The organism is Cryobacterium sp. CAN_C2 (assembly GCF_015751745.1).
Lineage (GTDB): Bacteria > Actinomycetota > Actinomycetes > Actinomycetales > Microbacteriaceae > Cryobacterium.
In genome coordinates this window covers 43,539-67,945 of the sequence record NZ_JADOUX010000019.1, presented here as the reverse complement: position 1 = coordinate 67,945, position 24,407 = coordinate 43,539, and the positions used below count along the sequence as shown (strand labels likewise).

The window sequence follows — 24,407 nt, the reverse complement described above, 5'->3', positions numbered from 1 at the left end:
TTCAGGGCCGTCACCGGTTCAGGGCCGTCACCGGTTCAGGGCCGTCACCGGTTCAGGGCCGTCACCGGTTCAGGGCCGTCACCGGTTCAGGGCCGTCACCGGTTCAGGGCCGGTTCCGGCCATATCGCCCGGGTCACCTCGCCGTCGGGGTGCAAGACCCAGACCCGCCCGCGTCCGGGCGCCAGCGGCGGCGGCAGCTCCCGGCGGTGGCTGAGTAGCCGAAAGTCCGACAGGCTACACCGGTCGAACACCAGGCTGGCGTGGCCGCTCGCCGTTGCGCCACGCAGTCGCGCCAGCAGCGTCCAGTGCACCTGCCAGGTTTCGGCGTCACCGACAACGATCAGTTGACCAGCAGCCAGCCGACCAGCAGCATCCGTTTGGCCCGCTTCACCGGAAACCAGCAGAGCGGATGCCGCCGGCCCGCTCGTTCCCGCCAGCTCGATCACCGGCACGCCCAGGACACCGCGCAGGCGCGTTGCGGTGCCTGCCGGCGACGACGACACGATCAGTAGCGGGCCGTGGGCGGGCAGGGGCGCGATGGCTGGGGGCGAAATTGACGGGGCGGGTGAGGCGGGAGCCAGCAGTTGCACGCGCAGGGTGCGCCAGACTCCCCCGCCCGGCGGCAGTCCGGCGTTGTAACCGGCCGATTGCCCGCCGGCCGCGAGGTGGTCTTGCACGCTCGGCAGTTTGAGCAAGAGAGTGCTCTGGCACAGGGCAGCCAACCCGGCAACCACGCTCGTGTGCCGTTGCACGGCAACGACGACATGCACACCGGCGGCCGGTCCGTCTCGCAGCAGCCCGATGAGCAGGTCAACGGCAGCCAGCCGGTGGTCGGGCTGCCAGCGGGCGCAGACGGAATCGAAGTCATCCAACAGCACCAATCGGGGCGACGCGTGCGTCTGCTGCCCGGTTTCGACCCGTGCGCTGATGCTCGCGAGGGCGTCCCAAGCTGATTCGACGTTGGCGGTCACCAGCTGGGCGTCGATCCGATGTTCGGCCACCCGGGCGAGAGTGTGCAGTAGCGTGGATTTGCCCGAACCGGCCCCGCCGACGACGAGCAGGTGCCCGTCGGTTTCGGGATGATAGGCGAACACGCGGTACCGCTGGCGCTCAGGTTCGTCGAGCAACCCGAGGGGATAACCAAGCGCCGGGGCCCCTCCCGCGTCGACAGCGTGTAGATCGGCAGCCCGTAGATCGGCAGTGGTGACCATCGACGGGAGCGCATCGAGCCACGGTCGCCGCGGAGCCCTCAGGGAGCGCGCCGACAGCGCAGCGGCTGCGATGCTCGCAATGTCGAGGTCCCCGGTCGTCGCGACCTGGCAGAGCACCGGTTCTCCCGATTCGGTGGCGACTATGCACCGGCCGGGCTGATTCGGTGCCAACGCGGCCGCGGCATCCGTGCCGATCACCGCCTGACTGTCGGCGCGGTTATTCACCCGGAGCGACAGGCGCAGGCTGCAGTTGGCCAGCAGCGCGTCACGCACCACCCCGGCCGGCCGTTGCGTGCACAGAATCAGGTGCACGCCGAGCGACCGCCCTCGGGCGGCAATGTCAACGAAGAGGGCGTGCAGTTCGGGAAACACCCCGAGCATGGTCGCGAATTCATCGACGACGATGATGAGCCGGGGCAGCGGATGCTCCAGCCTCACGTCGGTCACGTCCCGCGCCCCGGCCGCGCTCAACAAGAGCTCCCGGGAGCGAAGTTCGGCCCCCAGACTGGCCAGGGCCCGGGCGGCCGTGTTCGAGTCGAGGTCTGTGATGAGACCGACGCAGTGCGGCAGCCGACCGAGCGGTTGAAAGGCCGCGCCGCCCTTGAAATCGACCAGCAGAAAGTTCACCTGGCTGGGCGAATAGATCGCGGCCAGCGCTGCAACCCAGGTGGTGAGCAGCTCGCTCTTGCCGCTGCCGGTGGTTCCCCCGACCACGGCGTGCGGTCCGGACTGCACCAGGTCAAGGCGCACCGGCCCATCTCGGCCGACGCCGATCGGGCACTCGAGGCTCGGCGGGGCCGTCGCCCGGTCGCTCGCGGGTGCATCGGTGACATGCTTGAGCAGTTCCATCACGGGGACCGTGGTGGGGAGCACCCCGTTCGTTGTCACGAGCCCCGCGGCCCTGGCCTGCCCGGCGAGCGTCACCGCGAAGTCGACGGCTTCGGCCCGGGCGAGCAGTTCCGGGCAGAAATCGAGCGGCGGTGCCCGATTCGGCGAACGGATAATCTGAGCCCGTACCGGCCCACCCACGCGCACGACCGTTCCGCACCCCGGGGGCAGGTCGTCGAGCCGCGTCGCCAGGGCCAGGAGCAGCCGCCCGCGCCTGGGTTCTGCGGTGCCGCGCTCGAAGTTGCGCGGCTCCGAGGTGCTCTCGGTTCGTATCTGCATTCCCTCCGCCGCCTCGCGCAGCACCAGCGTGAGGCGACTCGGCGTCGACGTGACATGCGGAAGCTGGGCCACCCAGTCCCAGTCGGTAGACCTGGTGGGGCTTTCGCTGGAGACGCCCAGCTCGGTCGGCGGCAGGGCGAAGCAGAGCTGCACGAACACGGCGCGGGCGAGGGCGGCCGCAAGCGGTATCGGCCCAACGATGCCAAGCCCGTTGGTCAGGTCGACGACGATGGGGGCGCCGGTGACGGTCGCGGCCCACTCCCGAAGTTCGCGGTGATCGTTCGGGGCCGTCGCCCCGCCGAGTCTGATGCCGCTCGGAGCAGGGCCCGTGCCCAGCGCGACCAGCGTTGCATCTGTTTGCCGCCAGCGCGCGGCCGCCGCACGGCCGAGCACAATATTCCGGGCCGATGGTGTGTGCTGCCAGGCTTCGTCGCGCCAGCGGGACTGACGCTCGGTAATCACCGTCCGCAGCAGCGCAACTGCCTCGGTATGCGAGGCCGTCTCGGCCCGGCGGCGTTTGCGACCCGAGCGTTTCGAATCGAACATGCTGGCCACCGCGATGATCGGGCTGAGAACGGCGAAGATCAGCGCAAAGGCCGAGCCGGTGACCATCCAGATCACTCCAGCGGCGACCAGTGGCGCCACCGTCGCGAGTAGCGGAAACCCGGCGTGCGGCACGACAGCCGGTGCGGGTGGCAGGGCGAGGGTTTCATCGACGGTGGACACGCGTCCAGCAGACCAGATCGTCAATCGAGGAGGGCCCACGGTTGGGTTATCGGTGCACAATCAACGTTCTGGTCGCCGGTGGAGGAGCGCCTGCTTGGGCCAGGCTCCTCAGGCGACGCTGAAGGAGTGGTCGGCGATCTCGACCCGGGTACCGCGGGGCAGAACGTACCGTCGTCCTGGTTCGAGCGACTGGGCCGTTTCGCCGGGTCGACGAATCACGGTGCCGTTACCCGAGACCCGGTCGCTGACCCAAAACTCGCCGTCGTGCTGGCCGAATTCGAGGTGAGTCTTCGAGACGGAGCGGTCGGCATCCGCTACCCGAATGAGGTCGTCGAAATTCTCGTCGGGTTGAGGCAGGGGCTTGCGGCCGATCAGGCCGGAACCGTGCACCGACACGCGCTGGCCGGAACTGAAGCTCAACACGAAGGTCTCGCGACTCGGCAGCGCAGTGATCGGCGCGCCGGCCGGTATCGCGGCTGGCGCCTCGGTCACGACAGCGACGGCCGGCACCGGCGTCGACGTCGACGTCGACGTCGGCACGACCGCGGGAATCGGTACGGAGACGACGGTCGGGCGCGGCAGGCGCGCAATGATCGTCGTGTCGTTCGGGCGGGGGTCCGGGCGCTTGCGCGACTCCACGGTGGCGGTGCGGGAGCTGCCGCATTCGCCGCAGAACATGGCCCCGCCCGGCAGCCAGGCACCGCAAATCTGACACGTCACGATCGGCTCGACCTAGACCTTCTTGACCACGCTGGACTTGAGCTGCATGAATCCGAAACCATCGACCTTGCAGTCGATGTCATGGCCGTCGACCGGATCGACGAGGCGAATGTTGCGAACCTTGGTGCCGACCTTGATCGACAACGACTGGCCCTTGACCTTGAGGTCCTTGATGATCGAGACGGTGTCCCCGTCGGTCAGGACGGATCCGAAGGCGTCCTTGACCACGGCTTCCTGCTCTTCTTCGGCCGGTTCGGTCGACCATTCGTGGGCACACAGCGGGCAGACCAGAAGCGCGCCCATCTCGTAGGTCAGGTCGCTGAAGCATTCAGGGCACGGAGGCAGGGTCTCATTCACTCGTTCCATAATACCCGACGGCCTTGGGCCGGCGACCGAGGCTAGTCGTGCGGTCACGCCTCGGGTACCTCGTACGGTTCGACCGCGAGCACGTCGACCACGATTGCGGTGACGTTGTCGCGACCACCGTTTTCCAGGGCCGCCTCGACCATAGCCGCGACGGCATCCGCTGCGAGCTTTTTTTCGAGCAGAAAATGACGGATACCGTAGGCGGTGAGTTCCTTGGTGAGACCGTCGGAACAGACCAGGATGCGCATGCCGGCCTGAATCGGCAGGATTCGGTAGTCGGGAATCGGCGGTTCGTGAAAGCCGACGGCGCGAGTGATGATGTTGCCGTGCGGGTGCACGTCAGCCTCTTCGCGGGTGATGCGCCCGGCATCGACGAGTTCCTGCACGACCGAGTGATCGTTGGTGATCTGCTCGAGAACACCGCCGGTCAGCTGGTAGACCCGCGAGTCACCGATGTTGTACACGATCCAGCTAATGGCATCCGAAACCAGGGCCAACGCGACGCCGGTCACCGTGGTTCCGGTGCCCTGGTCGGTGACCCCGACCCCCTGCGCCATGTCCTCAACAGCGAGGGCGAGCGCCCGGTCGATCGAACCGGCCTCGACGATGAGCGTTCCGGTGAGCTCAGCGAGCCTGGTCACGACGGCAGCACTGGCGACGTCGCCGGCCGAATGGCCGCCCATGCCGTCGGCGACAGCGAACAGCGGCGGCGCGGCAAGCAGGCTGTCTTCGTTGACGTCACGGCGATGACCCACATCGGTCAGGGCGGCCCACGCCAGCGTGATCGTCGTGGCAACGCTGGGCAGTTCGACGCGAAATTCGGTCGAACCTTGACCAATCTGGGTCACGGGTGGTGCCTTCCGAGTGTGGGGTACGAAATCGTCCCCGCCGTTCCAACGTTCGCCGAAGGACTTGGACCATAATAACGTCACCACTCGTGGCCACCGCACCGCCTAGTGCCCGATGTACGACATCACGTGTTTGATGCGGGTGTAGTCCTCGAACCCATACATCGAGAGGTCTTTGCCGTAACCGGAGTGTTTGAAACCGCCGTGCGGCATCTCGGCAACGATCGGAATATGCGTGTTGATCCACACGCAACCGAAGTCAAGGTGCTTGGCGAAGCGCATCGCGCGACCATGATCGCGGGTCCACACCGACGAGGCCAGGCCGTACTGCACGTCGTTCGCCCAGCGCAGGGCCTCGGCCTCGTCGGTGAAGCGCTGCACGGTCATCATGGGACCGAAGATCTCCTGCTGCACCGCCTCGTCGGTCTGCCGCAGACCGCTGACGATGGTCGCTTCGTGAAAATAGCCGGTCGTGCGGAGACGATGACCGCCGAGTTCGAGCACGGCGTGGTCGGGCAGCCGGTCGACAAAGCCCGACACCTGGGCGAGCTGGTTGGCGTTGTTGACCGGTCCGAATAGGATTCCCGGTTCGCTGGGCGCTCCCGTGCGGGCGTTGTCCCGGGCATGGGCGGCGAGCGCAGCGACGAATTCGTCGTGAATTCCGCTCTGTACGAGCAGGCGGGTGGCCGCGGTGCAGTCCTGGCCGGCGTTGAAGAAGCCGGCGGCGACGATCCCGGCGACGGCGAGCTCGATATCGGCGTCGTCGAACACGATCACCGGCGCCTTGCCGCCCAGTTCGAGGTGCACCCGCTTGAGGTCGTGTGATGCAGCCTCGGCGACGGCCATGCCGGCTCGCACCGAACCGGTGATCGACACGAGCTGCGGGGTCGGGTGATCGATCATCGCCGCCCCGGTCGTGCGGTCGCCGGTGATCACGTTGAGCACGCCATTCGGCAGAAACTCCGCCGCAATCTCGGCGAGCAGCAGGGTTGCGCTCGGGGTCGTGTCAGACGGCTTGAGCACCGTGGTGTTACCGGCGGCGAGTGCGGGTGCAAACTTCCAGACCGCCATGTTCAAGGGGTAGTTCCAGGGTGTGACCTGGCCGACGACTCCGATCGGTTCCCGCCGAATAAACGAGGTGTGGTCGGTCATATACTCGCCGGCCGCGCGACCTTCGAGATGACGGGCGGCGCCGGCGAAGAACCGTATCTGGTCGACCGAGAGCAGAATTTCGTCATCGACGAGGGTCGAGCGCGGCTTGCCGGTGTCGAGCGACTCGGCGTCGGCGAATTCCTCGGCACGCGCCTCCATCGCATCCGCTATGCGTAAGAGCGCGAGCTGACGCACCGCCGGCGTCGTTTCACCCCAAATTTCATAACCGGCTACTGCTGCCCGATAGGCCGCGTCCACGTCGGTCGCATTCGACACCGGGCTACTGCCGTAGACCGTTTCGGTCGCGGGGTCGACGAGGTCGAATCGATCCAAAGATGTGGAGTCGACGTATTGGCCATTGATGAAGTTGCGGAGTTCGGGGGCGCTCATGCGGCCCAGTGTACCTATTCCAATGTGATGTGCACCCAGATTTACAAATGAAATCCGCAGTGATTTGCATAATGTGCGACGGATTCACTTGCCGAAGTATATTTGGACTGACAGAATCGATGCATGAATGGACAAAGGCGCGGTCACTCGCCCAAGCCGGCCCAGCTCGACGATGTGTCAAAAAAGATCATCGAACAGCTGCAGGCCGACGGGCGTCGCTCGTACGCGGAGATCGGCAAAGCCGTCGGTCTCAGCGAGGCGGCCGTGCGCCAACGGGTGCAGAAACTCACCGAATCCGGCGTCATGCAGGTCGTCGCCGTGACGGATCCGATGCAGCTGGGCTTCTTTCGCCAGGCAATGATCGGCATTCGTGCTTCGGCCGACACCCGCGTGCTCGCCGAGGAGCTGGCGAAAATTGATGCCGTGGATTACGTCGTGCTCACGGCCGGCACCTTTGACATTCTCGCGGAGGTCGTCTGCGAAGACGACGACGAACTTCTCGAACTGCTCAACGCCAAGATCCGCAATCTCGAGGGAGTCTTCTCCACCGAGACGTTCGTTTATCTCAAACTCCACAAACAGTTCTATAACTGGGGAACACGGTAAAAAAAATGACTCTCACCACACCCGTTTATTCACCAACCGCCTACAGCGACGCACACAACGCCGAGCTGCAGCAGAAGGCAAAGGATCACCTCTGGATGCACTTCTCCCGTCAGTCGGTGATGGAATCCGGCGCTGGAGTACCCATCATCGTCAAGGGCCGGGGTCACCACATCTGGGATTCCACGGGTAAGCAGTACATCGACGGCCTGAGCGGCCTGTTCACGGTCAACGCCGGGCACGGGCGCAAGCGTCTCGCCGAGGTCGCCGCGAAGCAGGCCGAGGAACTCGCGTTCTTCCCGATCTGGTCGTATGCCCACCCCAAGGCGATCGAACTCGCCGACCGGCTCGCCTCCCACGCTCCCGGCGACCTCAACCGCGTGTTCTACTCCACCGGCGGCGGTGAAGCCGTTGAGACCGCGTTCAAGCTGGCCAAGTATTACTGGAAGCTGATGGGGCGCCCGACCAAGCACAAGGTGATCTCCCGCAATGTCGCCTACCACGGCACCCCGCAGGGCGCGCTGGCCATCACCGGAATCCCCGCGATGAAGGAGATGTTCGAGCCGGTCACCCCCGGTGGTTTCCGCGTTCCCAACACGAACTTCTATCGGGCCGACGAGATGAGTCCGGGCCTCGGTCTCGGTGACAACCTTGAGTTTTTCGGCCAGTGGGCCGCGAACCGCATCGAAGAGATGATCCAGTTCGAGGGGCCCGAGACGGTCGCCGCTGTGTTCTTGGAACCCGTGCAGAACTCCGGTGGCTGCTTCCCGCCGCCCCCCGGCTACTTCAAACGCGTCCGGGAAATCTGCGACAAGTATGACGTTCTTCTGGTCGCTGACGAGGTCATCACAGCGTTCGGTCGCATCGGCAACGTGTTCGCCTCGACGACCTACGACATCCAGCCCGACATGATCACGTGCGCCAAGGGCATGACGAGCGGATACTCGCCGATCGGCGCCACCATCGTCAGTGACCGCATCTACGAGCCCTTCAAGCACGGCGACACGACGTTCTACCACGGCTACACCTTCGGCGGACACCCGGTCTCCTCGGCCGTGGCACTGGCCAACCTCGACATCTTCGACGAGGAAAAGCTCAATGAGAACGTGCGGGACAATTCTCCGCTGTTCCGCAAAGAGCTGGAGAAGCTGCTCGAGTTGCCGATCGTCGGCGACGTGCGCGGTGCCGGATACTTCTTCGGCATCGAGCTGGTCAAGGACAAAGGCACCAAGGAAACGTTCAACGACGAGGAGTCGGAGCGTCTGCTGCGCGGTTACCTGTCGAAGGCGCTCTTCAAGGCCGGCCTGTACTGCCGTGCCGATGACCGTGGCGATCCGGTCATCCAGCTCGCTCCCCCGCTGACCATCGGGCCCAAAGAATTCGCCGAGATCGGCGAGATCCTGCGCGGCGTACTCTCGGAGGCACCGAAGTACATGTAGTTGATTTCATCAGCGTGTGCTGCATACACGCCAGGGTCAGCGGCCGGCTGCGCGCTCGTCGAAGTCTTCACCCCAGTCTTCGTCAAGTTCGTAGCCGTCGCCCTCCTCGTGGTGGTCATTGTCTTCGCCGTCTTCATTGCGCGGCACCGCGAACGCCCACTCCGGCAGGTGCCCGGACGTGAGCAGCAAATTCAACAGGGTCGCCATGCTGTACTGCGAGTCAATGGCGAGAGCCTGGTCCACGAAGAATCCGGCCACGGAACCACTGCCGAGCGCCCACGACAGCCAGGCCAGCATGCACAGCGGCGCCGGTCTGGCCGAACGCGGAGCCATGGCGACGACGGTGCGCAGCAGGGTGATCGCCGTGCGGATCCGATCGACGTCGGGTCGTTCACGCTGCAGGCCGAGCATGATGTCGCCGGCGTGTTCGGCGGTCGGGTCGCCGGTGTTGATCTCCTCGGTCACGAGATCGTCAAGGCTACGCCCGGTTTCGTACTGGAGCAGAGCATACCGCCAGTTGATTTCATGGGCGCGAACGCCCTCATCACGCCCGAAGGCAAACTGCACCATGATCTGGTCCCGATTCGGCGGCGACTGCACGAGCACGAGCAATGCCGCGGCGTTCTCTTCCGTGGGCGGATTCTGCCAGGTCAGCGCCGCTTCAGCAATCGCCACCGGGTCGAGCACAAAACCGAGGGTGGGAAAGCGCTCCGGAGCGTTCTCGGCCCGCGCGATCAAACGGTGGTAGCGCCGATAGACCCGGGCCAGGCGTTCCCTGGACGCCAGATCAACGTCGATCGGTTCCGCGCCGCTTTGCAGCGTGCCAAGCGGATGCTCCTTGAGCGCCGCGTCCGCCGCGTTCACCGGGGACTCCGCGATGTCGCTGAGCGGATGCCCGACCGCCGGGCACTGCGGGTCGAGGTAGCTGCCCCAGGCATCCGCTGCCACGCACAGGGAATCGCGCAGCAGAAAACCGCTCAGTTCCAATCGCCGGTTCAGAATCTCGGCGAACCGCTCACGCGGGATTCCGGCGGCATCCGTGAAGGAATCGTTGGTGTAGATGACGGGAACGACGGCGTCGACTCCGGGAATCTTGCAGAGCATCCCGGCGAGGGTCGTCGCAATGCGGTTGTACACCCTGTGGGGTGCGCCGTCGTCCGGCAGGTTGAAACGCAGCGCGCCGCAGGTGCGGTTGCCGCGAAACGCGACCAGAACGGCGCTGGTCTCGGCAACAAATCCGAGCAGCTGGGGAACGAGTGCCAGAAAGTCCTGGGCCTTCTGGGCTTTGACAATGGTGGGATGCATGCCGCCACTGTGCTCGCCCGAGCGCACCCCGGATACGCGCCCGCCCGAATCTGGGGTTGATTCGGGCCGGCGACCGGGTGGGGAGGAGATGCCTCTAGACCTCGTCGGCGACGGGCGCAGCGAACTGTGCGGCATACAGCGCCTGATAGGCGCCGTTCTCGGCGAGCAGCTGCACATGGTTGCCCTGCTCCACGATGCGCCCCGACTCCATCACGAGGATCAGGTCGGCGTCGCGAATCGTCGACAGGCGGTGGGCGATGACAAAGCTCGTGCGTTCGGCGCGCAAGGCGCTCATCGCCTTCTGCACCAGCACCTCGGTGCGGGTGTCGACCGAACTGGTCGCCTCATCGAGAATGAGCACGCTCGGCTGTGCCAGGAAGGCGCGGGCAATGGTGAGCAGCTGCATCTCGCCGGCGCTCACGTTGCTGCCCTGGTCGTCCAGCACGGTGTCGTAGCCGTCAGGCAGCGAGTGCACGAACCGGTCCACATAGGTCGCGGTGGCGGCGGCGAGAATATCCTCCTCCGTGGCATCCGGTCGGCCATAGGCGATGTTGTCGCGAATCGTGCCGCCGAACAGCCAGGTGTCCTGCAGCACCATGCCCATGCGTCGGCGCAGGTCGTGCCGGGTCATGGTGGTGACGTTGATACCATCGAGCAGGATGCGCCCGGAATCGATCTCATAGAACCGCATCATGAGATTGACCAGGGTGGTCTTGCCAGCGCCGGTGGGACCGACGATGGCGATGGTCTGCCCGGGCTCCGCCACGAGGCTGAGTTCCTCAATCAGTGGTTTGTCGGCGCTGTACCGGAACGACACGTTCTCGAAGACCAGCCGGCCCTGCACCTCGATCGGTGTCTCGGCGGGATCGGGGTCGTCGCTCTGTTCGTCAGCGTCGAGCAGGTCGAACACGCGTTCAGCGGATGCGACACCCGATTGCAGCAGATTCGCCATCGACCCGAGCTGCGCAAGCGGCTGGGTGAACTGGCGGGAGTATTGGATGAAGGCCTGCACGTCACCGAGTTGCATGGCGCCGGAAGCGACCTGCAGGCCGCCGACGACCGCAATGGCAACGTACACGAGGTTGCCGACGAAGGTCATGGCCGGCATGATCATGCCGCTGATGAACTGGGCACCGAAACTCGTCTCGTACAGTTCGTCGTTCTTTTGCTTGAACCGGGCGTCGACCTCTTTCTGCCGACCGAACACCTTGACCAGGGCGTGACCGGTAAAGGTTTCTTCGATCTGCCCGTTCAGCTCGCCGGTGTTCGCCCACTGCGCCACGAACAGTTTCTGCGAACGTTTGGCGATGAGCGCCGTTATCACCAGGGTCAGCGGCACCGTGACGAGAGCGATCAGGGCCAGCAGCGGCGAGAGGATGAGCATCATCACAATTACACCGATGACCGTGAGCAGGCTGGTCACCACCTGGCTCAGCGACTGTTGCAGGCTCTGCGAGATGTTGTCGACGTCGTTGGTGACGCGGCTGAGAAGCTCACCGCGCGGTTTCTTGTCGAAGTAGCTCAGCGGGAGGCGGTTGATCTTCGCCTCGATCTCTTCCCGTAGCCGGTACACCGTACGCTGCACGACGCCGTTGAGCACATAGGCCTGCAGCCAGCTGAACACGCTCGACAGCACGTAGAGGGCGAGCGCCCAGAACAGCACGGTGGAGAGCATGGCGAAGTCGATGCCGACCCCCGGGGTGAGCGTCATACCGCTGAGCAGGTCGGCCTGGTTGGTGTTGCCGGCTGCCCGCAGCCCCGCGATCACCTCGGCCTGGCTGCTGCCGCTCGGCAGGCTTGTGGACACGACGCCGGAGAAGATCAGGTTGGTGCCTTCACCGAGCAGGCGTGGGCCGAGCACCGAGAACGTCACGCTGATCACAGCGAGGGCGAGTACGAGAGCCAGCCACAGGCGTTCCGGGCGCAGTTTGCCGAGCAGGCGTTTTCCAGAGGCGGTGAAGTTCATCGACTTCTCGGCCGGCAGGTTCATGCCGCCGAACGGCCCGCCGCCGCGCTGCGGGCGCGGCGCCGGCTTGTCGTCGGCGTGGGTCTCGCTCATGCTGCTTCCTCGGCGGTGAGCTGGGATGACACAATTTCTTGGTAGGTGGTGTTCGACTCGAGGAGGGACCCGTGTGTTCCCCGACCGACGATACGGCCGTTTTCGAGCACCAGAATCTGGTCGGCGTCGATGATGCTCGAGACCCGCTGGGCGATGATGATCATGGTGGCGCCGTCGGTGCTTTGCTTGAGGGCGAGACGCAGTCGGGCGTCCGTGACGAGGTCAAGCGCCGAGAACGAGTCGTCAAAGATATACAGCTCTGGCCGTTTCACCACGGCGCGGGCGATTGCGAGGCGCTGGCGTTGGCCGCCCGACACGTTAGTGCCGCCCTGCGTGATCGGTGCGTCGAGCCCGCCGTCCATTTCCGTGACAAAGTCTCGGGCCTGGGCGATCGTGAGGGCCTGCCAGAGTTCGTTTTCGGTCGCATCCGGTTTGCCGTAGAGCAGGTTGCTACGCACGGTGCCGGAGAACAGGTAGGGCTTTTGCGGTACGAGGCCGATATGGCCCCAGAGCAGGTCGGGGTTGAGCTCGCGCACGTTGACGCCGTCGACGAGCACGGAGCCGCTCGTGGCGTCGAACAGGCGCGGCAGCAGGTTGACCAGGGTGGTCTTGCCGCTGCCGGTACTGCCGATGATCGCGGTGGTCTCGCCGTGGCGGGCGATGAAGCTCACGTTGCGCAGCACCGGCTGTTCGGCGCCGGGATAGGCGAATCCGACGTCGAGTAGTTCGAGTTCACCCTGGCCGACCGTCACGTTCACCGGGCTGGCCGGCGGCACGACGCTCGATTCGGTGGCGAGTACCTCGCCGATACGGTCGGCCGAAACGGCTGCGCGCGGAATCATGACGGCCATGAATGTGGCCATCATGACGGCCATGAGAATCTGCATGAGATAGCTGAGGAAGGCGATGAGCGTGCCCACCTGCATCGAGCCGTCTTCGATGCGGAACGCGCCGAACCAGATCACGGCGACGCTGGAGACGTTGAGCACGAGCATGACGATGGGGAACATGAGCGCCATCAGGCGCCCCGAGCTCAGGGCAACGTCCGTGACGTCCTGGTTAGCCTTCGCGAACCGGGCGATCTCGACGTCTTCGCGCACGAACGCGCGCACCACTCGGATGCCCGTGAGCTGTTCCCGCAGTACCCGGTTGACGGTGTCGATACGGGTCTGCATCTTGCGAAAGAGCGGCACCATCTTCACGATGATGAATCCGACGGCGATGAGCAGGATCGGCACACTCACCGCGATGAGCCAGGAGAGTTGAACGTCTTGGCGAATCGCCATGATCACGCCGCCGATGCTGAGGATGGGCGCCGAGACCAGGAGGGTGCAGGTGGTCAGCACGAGCATCTGCACCTGTTGCACGTCGTTGGTGGAGCGGGTTATCAGAGACGGCGCCCCGAACCGGGTGACTTCTTGTTCGGAGAATTCGCCGACCCGGCTGAAGACGGCGCCCCGCAGGTCACGCCCGACCTTCATGGCAACCTTGGCACCGAAGTAGACGGCCACGATCGCGCAGATGATCTGGGCGAGTGTGATGAGCAGCATGAGGCCACCGACCCGCAGGATGTAGCCGGTGTCGCCCGTGGCGACACCCTCGTCGATGATGTCGGCGTTGAGGGTGGGCAGGAAAAGTGAGGCGATCGATTGGGCCAGTTGAAAGACGATCACCCCCAGAAGCAGTTGCCGGTACGGACGCAGGTAACGCACGAGCAAGGACCACAGCACGAAGTTCTCCTAGTAAGAAACGGCGACCTGCCCGACCGGAAGGGTTAGCGCAGAGACCCCTGATGTAATAGTGCACTCTTTGCGGGACGTCGTCGACCGAAACGTTGCGGTCTGCACCTGAAACGCCGAGTATTCAAATCAGCTTCACATCGCGCGTTCAGGCGAAGAGGTTCGAAATGTAGGCGACCTCGTCGGCGGACGGCTGCCACGATGTCGCCGCCGCTGCGTTTTGAATGATCTGCTCCGGCTTCGTGGCCCCGGCGATGACGCTGGTCAGGCCCGGTTGCGCCAGAAGCCAGGCGAACGTCGCCGCCAGCATGGTCACTCCGCGCGCGTCGCACCATTCCTGGTACTGCTCGATCACGTCCCACGGGGCGTCGTCGGCGAGGTGACGCCGGATCATCATGATGCGGCTGTCGGCCGGTCCGCCGGTGCGGGAGAATTTGCCGGTGAACAATCCGTTGTAGAGCGGGAAGAACGGCAGAAAGCCCAGACCGTAAGCGTTCACGGCCGGCAACACCTCGTCTTCGACGTCGCGTGCGAGCAGGCTGTATTCGTTCTGGCTGGAGATGAACGCGGGGTGCCCGCTCATGCGGGCAGTGAACTCGGCCTCGGCGATCTGCCACCCGGCCAGGTTGGAGTGACCGATGTAGCGAATCTTGCCCTCGGTGATGAGGTCGTCAAGTGTGGCAAGGGTTTCTTCGATCGGCGTCGACGGGTCGGGAACGTGCAGCTGGTACAGGTCGATCCAGTCGGTCTGTAGCCGTCTGAGGGACGCCTCGACGGCCAGGCGGATGTACCGGCGCGAACCGCGCGCGCCCCAGTCCGGACCGTTCAGCCCGCCCATGTCCATGCCGAATTTGGAAGCGAGCACGATCTGATCTCGCTTGCCGCGCAGGGAGTGCCCCATGAGCGTTTCGCTCAGTCCGCGCTCGGCGCCGTAAATGTCGGCGGTGTCGAACAGCGTCACCCCCGCCTCGAAAGCCGCGTCAATCACCGCCGTCGTGCCGTCCTGACTTTCCGACGCGGTTCCGGTGCGACCAAAATTATTGCACCCGAGTCCGATCGTCGACACCGTCAGTCCGGAGGAGCCGAGTCTGCGATATTCAATTTGAGCCATTCTTACAGACTAGGGGCGCAGCCGCCTCCTGCACAGGCGCGGCTGCGCGATCGCTCTGCACCGATGTCCGAAACCCGCGAGGTCGCCGCGAAGGCGGCGGCTACAGTCGAACCATGCACAGCATCCCGACACCACTCACTCAGCGCTCCTTTTCGGTGCAGGCGCTTCTTCGCCTTCCCAGCCCCCTCGGGCGTCTGGAACTTACCGCCGACGATAGGGGCATCCTCTCCCTGTCCATCGAAACCGACGGCCAGCTGCCGCTCGAGGCCATCCCCGAGGCGCCCTCTCCCGTGCTGCTGCGGGCGGCCGAACAGCTCGACGAGTACTTCGTCGGCACCCGCAAGTCCTTTGATCTTCCCGTGCATGTGACCCGCGGTACCGAGTTTCAACGCAGCGTCTGGGCGCGGCTGGCGACCCTCACATTCGGCGACGTCATCTCGTACGGGGCGCTCGGCAGCGAGATCGGGCGGTCCGGTTCGGGCCGCGCCATCGGCGGGGCGGTCGGCGCGAACCCGGTGCCGATCATCATCGGCTGTCATCGCGTGCTCGCGACGAGCGGCCAGATCACCGGCTACAGCGCCGGCCAAGGCATCCCGACCAAGGTGTGGCTGCTCGACCATGAGGGCATCGCGCACCGGTAGTTGGCGGGGTCACCGGCGACCGAGCGGTAGCAGGCCGAGCGCCCGCACCGCGTCACGCTCTTCCACCAGTTCGGCCACGGATGCCCGAATGCGGCTGCGCGAGAACTCGTTCAGTTCGAGCCCATTCACGATGCACCACTGCCCATCGACGGAACGCACCGGAAACGAACAGATCAATCCCGGCGAAACGTCGTACGAGCCGTCGGAGACCACGCCCGCGCTGGTCCAGTCGGCCCCGCGGCCGTTCACCCAGTCAAAAATATGATCAATGGCGGCGTTGGCCGCCGAAGCCACCGACGAGCCGCCTCGCACAGCGATGATCTCCGAGCCGCGCTTGGCTACTCGAGGAATGAAAGTCTGCGCCAGCCACTGCTCATCGACGAGCTCGCGAACCGCACGGCCCTCTGCGGTCGCCTGAAAAACATCCGGATACTGACTGGAGGAGTGGTTTCCCCAAATCGTCAGCCCGTGAATCGCGTCAACGGGTACCTGGAGGTGGTTGGAGAGCTGCCCGACGGCCCGGTTGTGGTCAAGCCGGGTCATGGCGGTGAAACGCTCCCGCGGAATGTCGGGCGCGTGCGCAGCGGCGATGAGGGCGTTCGTGTTGGCAGGGTTGCCCACGACGAGCACGCGCACATCGTCGGCGGCACCCGCATTTATTGCGGCGCCCTGCGGCCCGAAAATACGACCGTTCGCTTCGAGCAGGTCGGCCCGTTCCATGCCGGGCCCCCGGGGACGAGATCCGACCAGCAGCGCAATGTTGACGCCGTCGAACGCGACGGCCGGGTCGTCGGTGACGGTCACGGTGCGCAGCAGCCCAAAAGCGCAGTCCTCAAGTTCGAGCGCGGATCCTTCGGCGGCCTTGATCCCCTGCGGTATTTCGAGAAGGGTCAGATTCACCGGAGTCGTAGGGCCAAGGAGCGCGCCCGAGGCGATACGAAACAGCAGCGCATAGCCGATCTGACCACCGGCGCCGGTGACCGTGACGTTGACCGGCTGACGCCGGACCGGCACGTTTGCATCGGACAAGTTCAGGTCTGAGGTCGTATCGCCGGTGTTCACCCACCCAGCCTATCCCCGCGTTCCTTCGTGGTGTAGATGCTCGACGCGGCCGGAACACCCGGGGAGGCAAGCTGCTGCTCGGCGAGCAGCTCAATCTCCCCCGGAGCTCCCACAGCGAGGCGAATGCCCTGCGCCGTTGCCCAGTCGATCAATTCGGTAACCGACCCGAGGTTCTCGCCACTCTGCACCAGCGCCCGGGTGAACTCACCCTTGGACTTCTTGTTGAAATGGTTGAGTGCCCGCTTCCGGCCGTCGACGGTCTCAGCGACGACGCGCACGTACACCGAGCCCGGGCGCACGGGCGCGGCTCCGAGCGCAACATACGCCTCGGAACGCAGATCGAGCAGCAGCCCGGTGGTCCGAGCCAGAACGCCCGCGACGGATGCTCCCCAATGCTTCTTCAATGCCAGCTCAGGTATGCGAGAGTCGTGCGACATACGGTACGCGGGAATGTGGTCGAGAGCGTGCAGCGGCCCCAACAGCGCCGAGTGCACCGCGACATGGGTGTGCGCGAATGCCCGCTCCGATTCAGAGAGGGATGCTGCATCCAGTCCGTCGTAGAGCACACCGGTGTAGCGATCAATGACCGGCATGGTCGGCGAGGTGAGCAACAAACGGTTGCGGTCGATTTCACACAGTTGGGTCCGCCCGAGTTTCAGGGCCGCCTGCGCGGTCTTCGCGTTGCGTGAGAGTTTGACGAGGGCCTGAGCCAGGGCGCGACGTTGCGCAGTCAGACTGGGATAGGACAGTGTCGACCAGTCCAGGGGTACAGCTTCGCCGCCGGAACGTTTCGTCTCCGACGGCGGAAGCAGTATCAACACGGGTGACCTGGGTTATGAACCAACGAGTTCAGCCTTGCGGGCCACGATGGTGACCGTGTCGTTATCGACCGAAAGAAAACCATCTTCGGCCCGTGCAACAACCTTCGACCCGTCGTCCAGGGTGAGGCGAACGTCGCCCACGGCCAGAATCGCCAACATCGGCTCGTGGCCGGCAAGAATACCGATCTCGCCCTCGACGGTCTTGGCCACAACCATCGTCACCTCGCCGGTCCAGACCTCTCGCGCGGCCGAGACAACGCTGACGGAAAGCGACTTCGCCATACTTAGTCGTTCTCCTTCTGGATCTGGGCCCACTTCTCTTCGACGTCGTTGATGCCACCGACGTTGAAGAAGGCCTGCTCGGCCACGTGGTCGAAGTCACCATTGGCGATTGCCGTGAACGACTCGATGGTGTCCTTGAGCGGAACAGTGGAACCTTCGACACCGGTGAACTTCTTCGCCATGTAGGTGTTCTGGGAGAGGAACTGCTGAATGCGGCGGGCACGGGACACCGTGACCTTGTCTTCTTCAGAGAGCTCGTCAACGCCCAGGATCGCGATGATCTCCTGGAGTTCCTTGTTCTTCTGCAGGATAGCCTTGACGCGCACAGCCGTGTTGTAGTGATCGGCACCCAGGTAGCGGGGGTCGAGGATGCGGCTGGTCGAGGTGAGCGGATCAACGGCCGGGTACAGGCCCTTGGACGCGATTTCACGCGACAGCTCGGTCGTGGCGTCCAGGTGGGCGAAAGTGGTCGCCGGTGCGGGGTCGGTGTAGTCGTCGGCGGGCACGTAGATCGCCTGCAGGGAGGTGATCGAGTGTCCACGGGTCGACGTGATGCGCTCCTGCAGGATTCCCATCTCGTCGGCCAGGTTGGGCTGGTAGCCCACCGCAGAAGGCATGCGGCCCAGCAGGGTCGACACCTCCGAACCGGCCTGGGTGAAGCGGAAGATGTTGTCGATGAAGAGCAAGACGTCTTGCTTCTCGACGTCGCGGAAATACTCAGCCATGGTCAGGGCGCTGAGCGCGACGCGCAGACGAGTTCCCGGCGGCTCGTCCATCTGGCCGAAGACTAGCGCGGTCTTATCGAAGACGCCGGCTTCCTCCATCTCGGCGATGAGGTCGTTGCCCTCACGGGTACGCTCACCGACGCCGGCGAACACTGATACTCCACCGTGGTCCTGCGCAACGCGCTGGATCATTTCCTGGATGAGGACGGTCTTACCGACTCCCGCACCACCGAAGAGGCCGATCTTTCCACCGAGAACATACGGCGTGAGAAGGTCGATGACCTTGATTCCAGTTTCGAACAGCTGGGTCTTGGACTCGAGCTGGTCGAAGGCCGGCGGCTTGCGGTGGATGGGCCAGCGCTCGGTGATCTCAATCTTCTCACCGGGCTTGGCGTTGAGCACATCACCGATGACGTTGAAAACCTTGCCCTTGGTGACGTTTCCGACCGGAACCGTGATGGGGCTGCCGGTGTCGCGCACTTCCTGGCCGCGGACGAGTCCGTCGGTCGGGTTGAGCGCGATGGCGCGAACGAGGTCGTCACCGAGGTGCAGTGCAACCTCCAGCGTGATCTCGTTCGAGTCGTCACCGATGGTGATCGTGGTCTTCAGGGCGTTGTAGATGCCGGGGATCGAGTCATGCGGAAACTCGATGTCGACAACGGGGCCCGTGACGCGCGCGATGCGGCCAACAGAGCCGGCCGTGTCCTCCGCCCGGACTGGCGCAATTGCGGTGTCAGTCATTGCTCTCTCTTCTCTGCCCATGGGACATGTGAACTACTTCTTAGCGGATGAGAGCGCGTCGGCTCCACCCACGATCTCGGAAATCTGCTGGGTGATCTCAGACTGACGCGCGTTGTTCGACAGGCGCGTGTAGTCCGTGATCAGCTTGTCGGCATTATCGCTTGCCGACTTCATTGCCTTCTGGCGGCTTGCATGCTCAGACGCAGCCGACTGCAGCATGGCGTTGAACAGACGACTCTCGATGTACACCGGGAGGAGGCTGTCCAGAACCGTTTCAACGTCGGGCTCGAACTCGTAGAGCGGGAGAACCGTGTTATCGCCGGGTTCTTCCACACCCTCAACGACCTCGAGGGGAAGCAGCCGAACAACCTCGGGCACCTGGGTGACCATGCTGACGAAGCGGTTGTAGACGATGTGGATCTCGTCGACGCCACCATCGGAGTAGTCCGTGAGGAAGGACTCCAGCAGGGCCTCTCCGATCTCCTTGGCCGTCTCAAACTGCGGCTGATCGGTTCCGCCGGTCCAGACTCGCTCCGACGTGCGGTTACGAAAACTGAAGTAGGCGATGGCCTTCCGGCCCACCAGGAAGTAGACGATGTCCTTGCCCTGGCCGCGGAGCAACTCGCTGAGCGACTCCGCCTCCCGCAGAACCTGCGAGCTGAACGCGCCAGCCAAGCCGCGGTCGGAAGCGAAGATGACGACCGCTGCGCGCTCGATCTTCTCGGGCTCCGTGGTGAGCACGTGATCGACGTTTGAGTACGTGGCCACCGCTGAAACGGCGCGCGTCACCGCGCGCGAATACGGGGTTGACGCAGCGACTCGCGCCTGAGCTTTCTGAATGCGCGAGGCGGAGATCAGCTCCATGGCCCGAGTGATCTTCTTGGTCGTCTGGGCAGACTTGATCTTCTGCCGGTAGACCCGAAGTTGCGCTCCCATGTTTCTGCTTCCTTGTCTTTCAGTGTTGTCGTCGGTCGTACTGTGTCGTCAGAATCGGCGAGGACTAGCGGCGGTGCTTGACGATCTTTTCCTGGTTGACGTCTTCGGCGGCAATCGCCTCAAACTTTTCCTTACCAACCGAGGCGAGCGGCTTGCCCTCACCGGTCTGGAATTCGAGCTTGAACTTATCGACTCCGGCGGTCAGAGCGGCAACGGTCTCATCGGAGAGAACGTTGGTCTCGCGCAGGTTTTTCAGGATCTCGGTGTTGCGACCGAGGAAGTCGAGCAGTTCGCGCTCGAACCGCAATACGTCGGGAACCGGAACCTCGTCGAGCTTGCCGTTGATGCCGGACCAGATCGATACGACCTGGTCCTCAACGGGGTACGGCGAGTACTGCGGCTGACGCAGCAGCTCGGTCAGGCGGGCGCCACGGGCGAGCTGACGACGGCTGGCCGCGTCGAGGTCAGAGGCGAACATCGCGAAGGCTTCGAGCGAACGGTACTGGGCCAGCTCGAGCTTGAGCGTGCCGGAGACCTTCTTGATCGACTTGACCTGCGCATCGCCACCGACACGGGAGACCGAGATACCCACATCAACAGCGGGACGCTGGTTGGCGTTGAACAGGTCGGATTGTAGAAAGATCTGGCCGTCGGTGATCGAGATCACGTTGGTCGGAATGTAGGCGGCAACGTCGTTGGCCTTGGTCTCGATGATCGGAAGGCCGGTCATCGATCCGGCACCGAGCTCGTCCGAGAGCTTGGCACAACGCTCGAGCAGACGGGAGTGCAGGTAGAAGACGTCTCCGGGGTACGCTTCGCGTCCCGGTGGGCGACGAAGCAGCAGGGATACTGCACGGTAGGCCTCAGCCTGCTTGGAGAGGTCATCGAAGACGATGAGAACATGCTTGCCGGCGTACATCCAGTGCTGGCCGATGGCCGAACCCGTGTACGGGGCGAGGTATTTGAAGCCGGCGGGGTCCGAGGCAGGAGCGGCGACGATGGTGGTGTACTCCATCGCTCCGGCATCCTCGAGCGCTCCCTTGACCGAAGCAATGGTGGAGCCCTTTTGGCCGATAGCGACGTAGATGCAACGAACCTGCTTGTTGCTGTCGCCCGACTCCCAGTTCGCCTTCTGGTTGATGATGGTATCGATCGCGATCGCGGTCTTGCCAGTCTGGCGGTCACCAATGATGAGTTGACGCTGGCCACGGCCGATCGGGATCATGGCGTCAATGGCCTTGATGCCGGTCTGCATCGGCTCGTGCACGCTCTTGCGGTGCATAACACCGGGAGCCTGCAGTTCGAGGGCACGACGACCTTCGGTCGCGATGTCGCCCAGTCCGTCAATCGGAGCGCCGAGCGGGTCCACAACACGGCCGAGGTAGCCGTCGCCGACGGGAACGGAGAGAACCTCGCCGGTGCGGTGCACCTCCATGCCTTCAACGATGCTGGCGAACTCGCCGAGCACAACGACGCCGATCTCGTCTTCGTCGAGGTTCTGGGCGAGGCCCAGGGTGCCGTCGGCAAATTTGATGAGTTCGTTGGCCATCACGCCGGGCAAGCCCTCAACGTGGGCGATACCGTCGCCGGCCGTGGTGACGTAGCCGACCTCGGTCGTTGATGTCTTGTTCGGCTCGTAGGACTTCACGAAGTCCTGGAGAGCGCCACGGATCTCATCGGGGCTGATCGTTAGTTCTGCCATCATCTTCCCTTTTCTGTACGGCTGTACAGGTTCTGTCTGTTCGAGGACGCTGCCGCCCTGAGTCATCTGGTACTGCTGGGGTTTGTGGTGCTGCCGAAGAAATCAGCTGGCGAGCTGGAGTCTCAAATCTGCAAGGCGGGTTGCGATGCTGCCGTCGATGACCAGATCGCCAATTTGTACGCGAACTCCGCCGACCAGTGCCGGGTCTACGACCTGGTTGATGGTGAGTGCACGTCCGTGGCGTTCCTGGAGGGTCGTCTGCAAGCGGGCGAGCTGGGCGGGCGTGAGTACGCTCGCCGAAGTGATGGTGGCAATCGACGTACCCGATTGGTCGGCGACAACGGATGCAGCGTGCCGCAGCAGTTCGCCGATGCGGCGGCCGCGAGGCTGCTGCACCAGATGCCGAACAATCGCCAGCGTCTGACCGGATACTTTGCCGGCCAGAAGCTTCTGCACGAGGGCTGCCTTGGCGTCGACCTTGCCGAGCTTGCTGGCCAGGGCCAGCTCCAGCTCAGCGTCCGAGGACACCGTCTTGCCGAAGGCGAAGAGTTCGCCCTCAATCGACGTGCCGGCCGGTGCCGACAGAGCGGATGCCCGCAGGCCCAGTTCTTCGATTCCGGCGAGCAGGTCGTCGTGGCTGGACCAGCGTTCCGACACGGCGGCTGCGAGCAGGTCAAGCGCCCGAGGCGTCACGTTCGTGCCGAATACGGCACGAACGAGGGTGACTTTGGCGGACGACTCCGCTGATGCATCGCCGAGTGCCGACAATAGCTGAGACGTCGACCCGATCACTCGACCGGCGCCGAAGAGGCTTTCGCCGGTCGCCAGATCAGTCGTACCGCCGGGTACGGACAGTGCCGCCCTCGATGTGGCGAGTGCTTCTCTGGTGGCGCTTCCCATTTGTTAGATCTTTCCTGCTGATGGAGCTGCTGCGTGAGACGGTACTTCGCTGGCTTCGAGTTCCGCCAGGAAACGATCGACAATGGCGCTGGCTTTCGCGTCGTCGGACAGACTTTCACCGATGACACCCGAGGCGAGGTCAATGGCGAGGGCGCCCACTTCGCTCCGGAGTGACACGACGGCGGCCTGACGTTCGGCTTCGATCTGCGTCTTGGCACTGGCCGCGATGCGACCGGCTTCGGCCGCAGCCTGCTCCTTGTGCTCAGCGACGATGCGCTGGCCGTCGGTGCGGGCCTGGTCACGAATCTGACCGGCTTCAGCGCGAGCATCAGCGAGCTGGGCCGTGTACTGCACGAGTGCAGCTTCGGCCTTGCGCTGGGCCTCGTCGGCCTTGGCGATGTTGCCCTCGATGGCTTCTGCACGGTCGTCAAGGAGCTTCTGCATTCTGGGGAGCACGAGCTTCCAGAAGAAGAACAAAATCACGACAAAGCAGACCGCCGACCAGATGATGTCGTAAACCTCTGGGATGAGCGGGTTTTTCGTCGCTTCTTCCGTCGCGGCTGCAATTACTGCGTGAAGCATCATGCCTCCTAACTGAGTAGTGAAGAGGACTAGTTCGTGAAGATGAAGTAGGTGGCGATGCCGATGAAGGCGAGCGCCTCGGTGAAGGCGATACCGATGTACATCAGCACCTGCAGGCGGCCGGCCAGCTCAGGCTGACGTGCGACACCTTCGATGGTCTTGCCAACGACGATACCCACACCGATTGCCGGGCCGATGGCTGCGAGGCCATAACCGACGGTCGCGATGTTTCCGTTGATTTCCGCGAGAACGGTTGTTGCGTCCACGTATGTTTCCTTCCGTGATGGTGAATGCGGCGAGTGCCGGATTCCTAAAGTGTCTAGTGTTCCTCAGCCAGCGCGAGCTGGATGTAGACGGCGGTGAGTAGGGCAAAAATGTAAGCCTGGAGAACGGCAATCAGCACTTCGAAGAGCGTGAAGGCGAAGCCGAAGACGAGGGTGCCAGCGCCGAAGAGCTTGAACCCGCCATCCGCAGTGAAGAAGAAGAACTGGGTGGCGCTGAAGAACAGCACGAGCAGAAGGTGCCCGACGATCATGTTCATCATGAGTCGAAGCGTGAGGGTGACCGGGCGCACCAGGAACGTCGAGATGAATTCGATCGGCGTGACGATGATGTACAGGAACGGCGGAACTCCGGGAGGGAAGAGCGAGTTGCGGAAGAATTTAACCGGGCTCTTCTTCACGCCGGCGTAAATGAAGGTTCCGTAGGAAATAACACCGAGTAGCAGCGGAACCCCGATCACCGAGGTGCCGGCAATATTGAGGAACGGGATGATTCCCGTGATGTTCATGAACAGCACCATGAAAAAGATGGTCGTCAGAAGCGGCAGAAACCGCCTGCCATCTTTCTTGCCGAGCAGGTCTTCGGCGATATTGACGCGAACGAAGTCGAGTCCCATTTCGGCCAGGCTCTGGCCGCGGGTCGGAATGATCTTCATGCGACGGGTGCCGAGCCAGAAGACGAGCATCAGGACCGCGACCGCAAGAAAGCGAATCAGAATAATGCGGTTGATCTCGAAGTTGGTACCCTCGAAGAAAATGACATCGGGGAAGAACTCATTGATGGAGGGACCGTTGAATTCACCGTCGCCGGTGGCAGACGGGACCATCAGGTTTACGGCGATTTCTAGCAGCGCTTTCTCCTGTTTCGGGGCGGTGAGCTCTGCTCGCGCAACGACGA

Annotated in this window: 22 protein-coding genes; 3 read left to right on the top strand and 19 right to left on the bottom strand. The window is 63.9% G+C overall.

Translation table 11 applies throughout. The features are described from left to right. Positions 1-95: 95 nt before the first annotated feature. The 5 genes from IWX77_RS14130 to IWX77_RS14110 form a co-directional block, all read right to left on the bottom strand. Positions 96-3,104, bottom strand: a complete 3,009-nt coding sequence (locus IWX77_RS14130; protein ID WP_196845145.1) for an FtsK/SpoIIIE domain-containing protein — start codon at positions 3,102-3,104, stop codon at positions 96-98. Between the two features lie 108 nt (positions 3,105-3,212). Further along, on the bottom strand, positions 3,213-3,824 hold the full coding sequence (locus IWX77_RS14125) for an FHA domain-containing protein (protein WP_196845144.1): 612 nt from the start codon (positions 3,822-3,824) through the stop codon (positions 3,213-3,215). Between the two features lie 12 nt (positions 3,825-3,836). Further along, positions 3,837-4,181 carry a zinc ribbon domain-containing protein YjdM gene (locus IWX77_RS14120; protein WP_297414039.1) on the bottom strand — a complete coding sequence of 115 codons (345 nt, stop codon included), beginning with the start codon at positions 4,179-4,181 and terminating at the stop codon, positions 3,837-3,839. Between the two features lie 53 nt (positions 4,182-4,234). Then, a complete protein-coding gene (locus IWX77_RS14115; RefSeq protein ID WP_327012194.1) occupies positions 4,235-5,038 on the bottom strand; it encodes a PP2C family protein-serine/threonine phosphatase in 804 nt (267 codons plus the stop codon). Positions 5,039-5,143: 105 nt separating this feature from the next. Then, a complete protein-coding gene (locus IWX77_RS14110; RefSeq protein WP_196845142.1) occupies positions 5,144-6,580 on the bottom strand; it encodes a gamma-aminobutyraldehyde dehydrogenase in 1,437 nt (478 codons plus the stop codon). Positions 6,581-6,703: 123 nt separating this feature from the next. On the opposite strand from IWX77_RS14110, the gene IWX77_RS14105 reads away from it, so the two are divergent. After that, the gene (locus IWX77_RS14105) at positions 6,704-7,186 is read left to right on the top strand and encodes an Lrp/AsnC family transcriptional regulator (protein WP_196845141.1); all 483 of its coding nucleotides are present in this window, start codon (positions 6,704-6,706) and stop codon (positions 7,184-7,186) included. A gap of 5 nt (positions 7,187-7,191) precedes the next feature. Beyond that, positions 7,192-8,622, top strand: a complete 1,431-nt coding sequence (locus tag IWX77_RS14100; protein ID WP_196845140.1) for an aspartate aminotransferase family protein — start codon at positions 7,192-7,194, stop codon at positions 8,620-8,622. A 36-nt stretch (positions 8,623-8,658) separates the two neighbouring features. On the opposite strand, the gene IWX77_RS14095 is transcribed toward IWX77_RS14100, so the two are convergent. The 4 genes from IWX77_RS14095 to IWX77_RS14080 form a co-directional block, all read right to left on the bottom strand. After that, positions 8,659-9,927: a DUF4192 family protein gene (locus tag IWX77_RS14095; RefSeq protein WP_196845139.1), complete on the bottom strand. Its 1,269-nt coding sequence runs from the start codon at positions 9,925-9,927 to the stop codon at positions 8,659-8,661. A gap of 94 nt (positions 9,928-10,021) precedes the next feature. Then, positions 10,022-11,986: an ABC transporter ATP-binding protein gene (locus IWX77_RS14090; protein WP_196845138.1), complete on the bottom strand. Its 1,965-nt coding sequence runs from the start codon at positions 11,984-11,986 to the stop codon at positions 10,022-10,024. Further along, a complete protein-coding gene (locus IWX77_RS14085) occupies positions 11,983-13,716 on the bottom strand; it encodes an ABC transporter ATP-binding protein (RefSeq protein WP_196845137.1) in 1,734 nt (577 codons plus the stop codon). Before IWX77_RS14085 ends, IWX77_RS14090 begins: the two co-directional genes overlap by 4 nt. A 157-nt stretch (positions 13,717-13,873) precedes the next feature. Next, the gene (locus IWX77_RS14080; protein ID WP_196845136.1) at positions 13,874-14,836 is read right to left on the bottom strand and encodes an aldo/keto reductase; all 963 of its coding nucleotides are present in this window, start codon (positions 14,834-14,836) and stop codon (positions 13,874-13,876) included. A 113-nt stretch (positions 14,837-14,949) separates the two neighbouring features. On the opposite strand from IWX77_RS14080, the gene IWX77_RS14075 reads away from it, so the two are divergent. Continuing rightward, positions 14,950-15,477: a methylated-DNA--[protein]-cysteine S-methyltransferase gene (locus tag IWX77_RS14075; protein ID WP_196845135.1), complete on the top strand. Its 528-nt coding sequence runs from the start codon at positions 14,950-14,952 to the stop codon at positions 15,475-15,477. A gap of 9 nt (positions 15,478-15,486) precedes the next feature. Here the strand turns inward: IWX77_RS14075 and IWX77_RS14070 are convergent, their stop codons facing one another. From IWX77_RS14070 to atpB, 10 genes are all read right to left on the bottom strand, one after another. Next, positions 15,487-16,491, bottom strand: coding sequence for a malate dehydrogenase (locus IWX77_RS14070; RefSeq protein ID WP_196845153.1), 1,005 nt, complete (start codon positions 16,489-16,491; stop codon positions 15,487-15,489). A 44-nt stretch (positions 16,492-16,535) separates the two neighbouring features. Next, entirely contained in the window at positions 16,536-17,360 is an 825-nt protein-coding gene (locus tag IWX77_RS14065) for a YaaA family protein (RefSeq protein ID WP_196845134.1), read from the bottom strand. A 12-nt stretch (positions 17,361-17,372) separates the two neighbouring features. Continuing rightward, positions 17,373-17,642 carry a F0F1 ATP synthase subunit epsilon gene (locus tag IWX77_RS14060; protein WP_196845133.1) on the bottom strand — a complete coding sequence of 90 codons (270 nt, stop codon included), beginning with the start codon at positions 17,640-17,642 and terminating at the stop codon, positions 17,373-17,375. A 2-nt stretch (positions 17,643-17,644) separates the two neighbouring features. Next, complete coding sequence (atpD, locus tag IWX77_RS14055) at positions 17,645-19,108, bottom strand: F0F1 ATP synthase subunit beta (protein WP_196845132.1); 1,464 nt, start codon at positions 19,106-19,108, stop codon at positions 17,645-17,647. A 33-nt stretch (positions 19,109-19,141) separates the two neighbouring features. After that, the gene (locus IWX77_RS14050; RefSeq protein ID WP_196845131.1) at positions 19,142-20,044 is read right to left on the bottom strand and encodes a F0F1 ATP synthase subunit gamma; all 903 of its coding nucleotides are present in this window, start codon (positions 20,042-20,044) and stop codon (positions 19,142-19,144) included. 64 nt (positions 20,045-20,108) lie between these two features. Continuing rightward, entirely contained in the window at positions 20,109-21,746 is a 1,638-nt protein-coding gene (gene atpA, locus IWX77_RS14045; RefSeq protein WP_196845152.1) for a F0F1 ATP synthase subunit alpha, read from the bottom strand. 102 nt (positions 21,747-21,848) lie between these two features. Continuing rightward, entirely contained in the window at positions 21,849-22,646 is a 798-nt protein-coding gene (locus IWX77_RS14040; protein WP_196845130.1) for a F0F1 ATP synthase subunit delta, read from the bottom strand. Positions 22,647-22,649: 3 nt separating this feature from the next. Then, complete coding sequence (locus IWX77_RS14035) at positions 22,650-23,228, bottom strand: F0F1 ATP synthase subunit B (RefSeq protein WP_196845151.1); 579 nt, start codon at positions 23,226-23,228, stop codon at positions 22,650-22,652. A gap of 29 nt (positions 23,229-23,257) precedes the next feature. Then, positions 23,258-23,494: an ATP synthase F0 subunit C gene (gene atpE / locus IWX77_RS14030; protein WP_079728361.1), complete on the bottom strand. Its 237-nt coding sequence runs from the start codon at positions 23,492-23,494 to the stop codon at positions 23,258-23,260. A 53-nt stretch (positions 23,495-23,547) separates the two neighbouring features. Continuing rightward, the gene (gene atpB, locus IWX77_RS14025; protein ID WP_297414023.1) at positions 23,548-24,336 is read right to left on the bottom strand and encodes a F0F1 ATP synthase subunit A; all 789 of its coding nucleotides are present in this window, start codon (positions 24,334-24,336) and stop codon (positions 23,548-23,550) included. Positions 24,337-24,407: the final 71 nt, after the last annotated feature.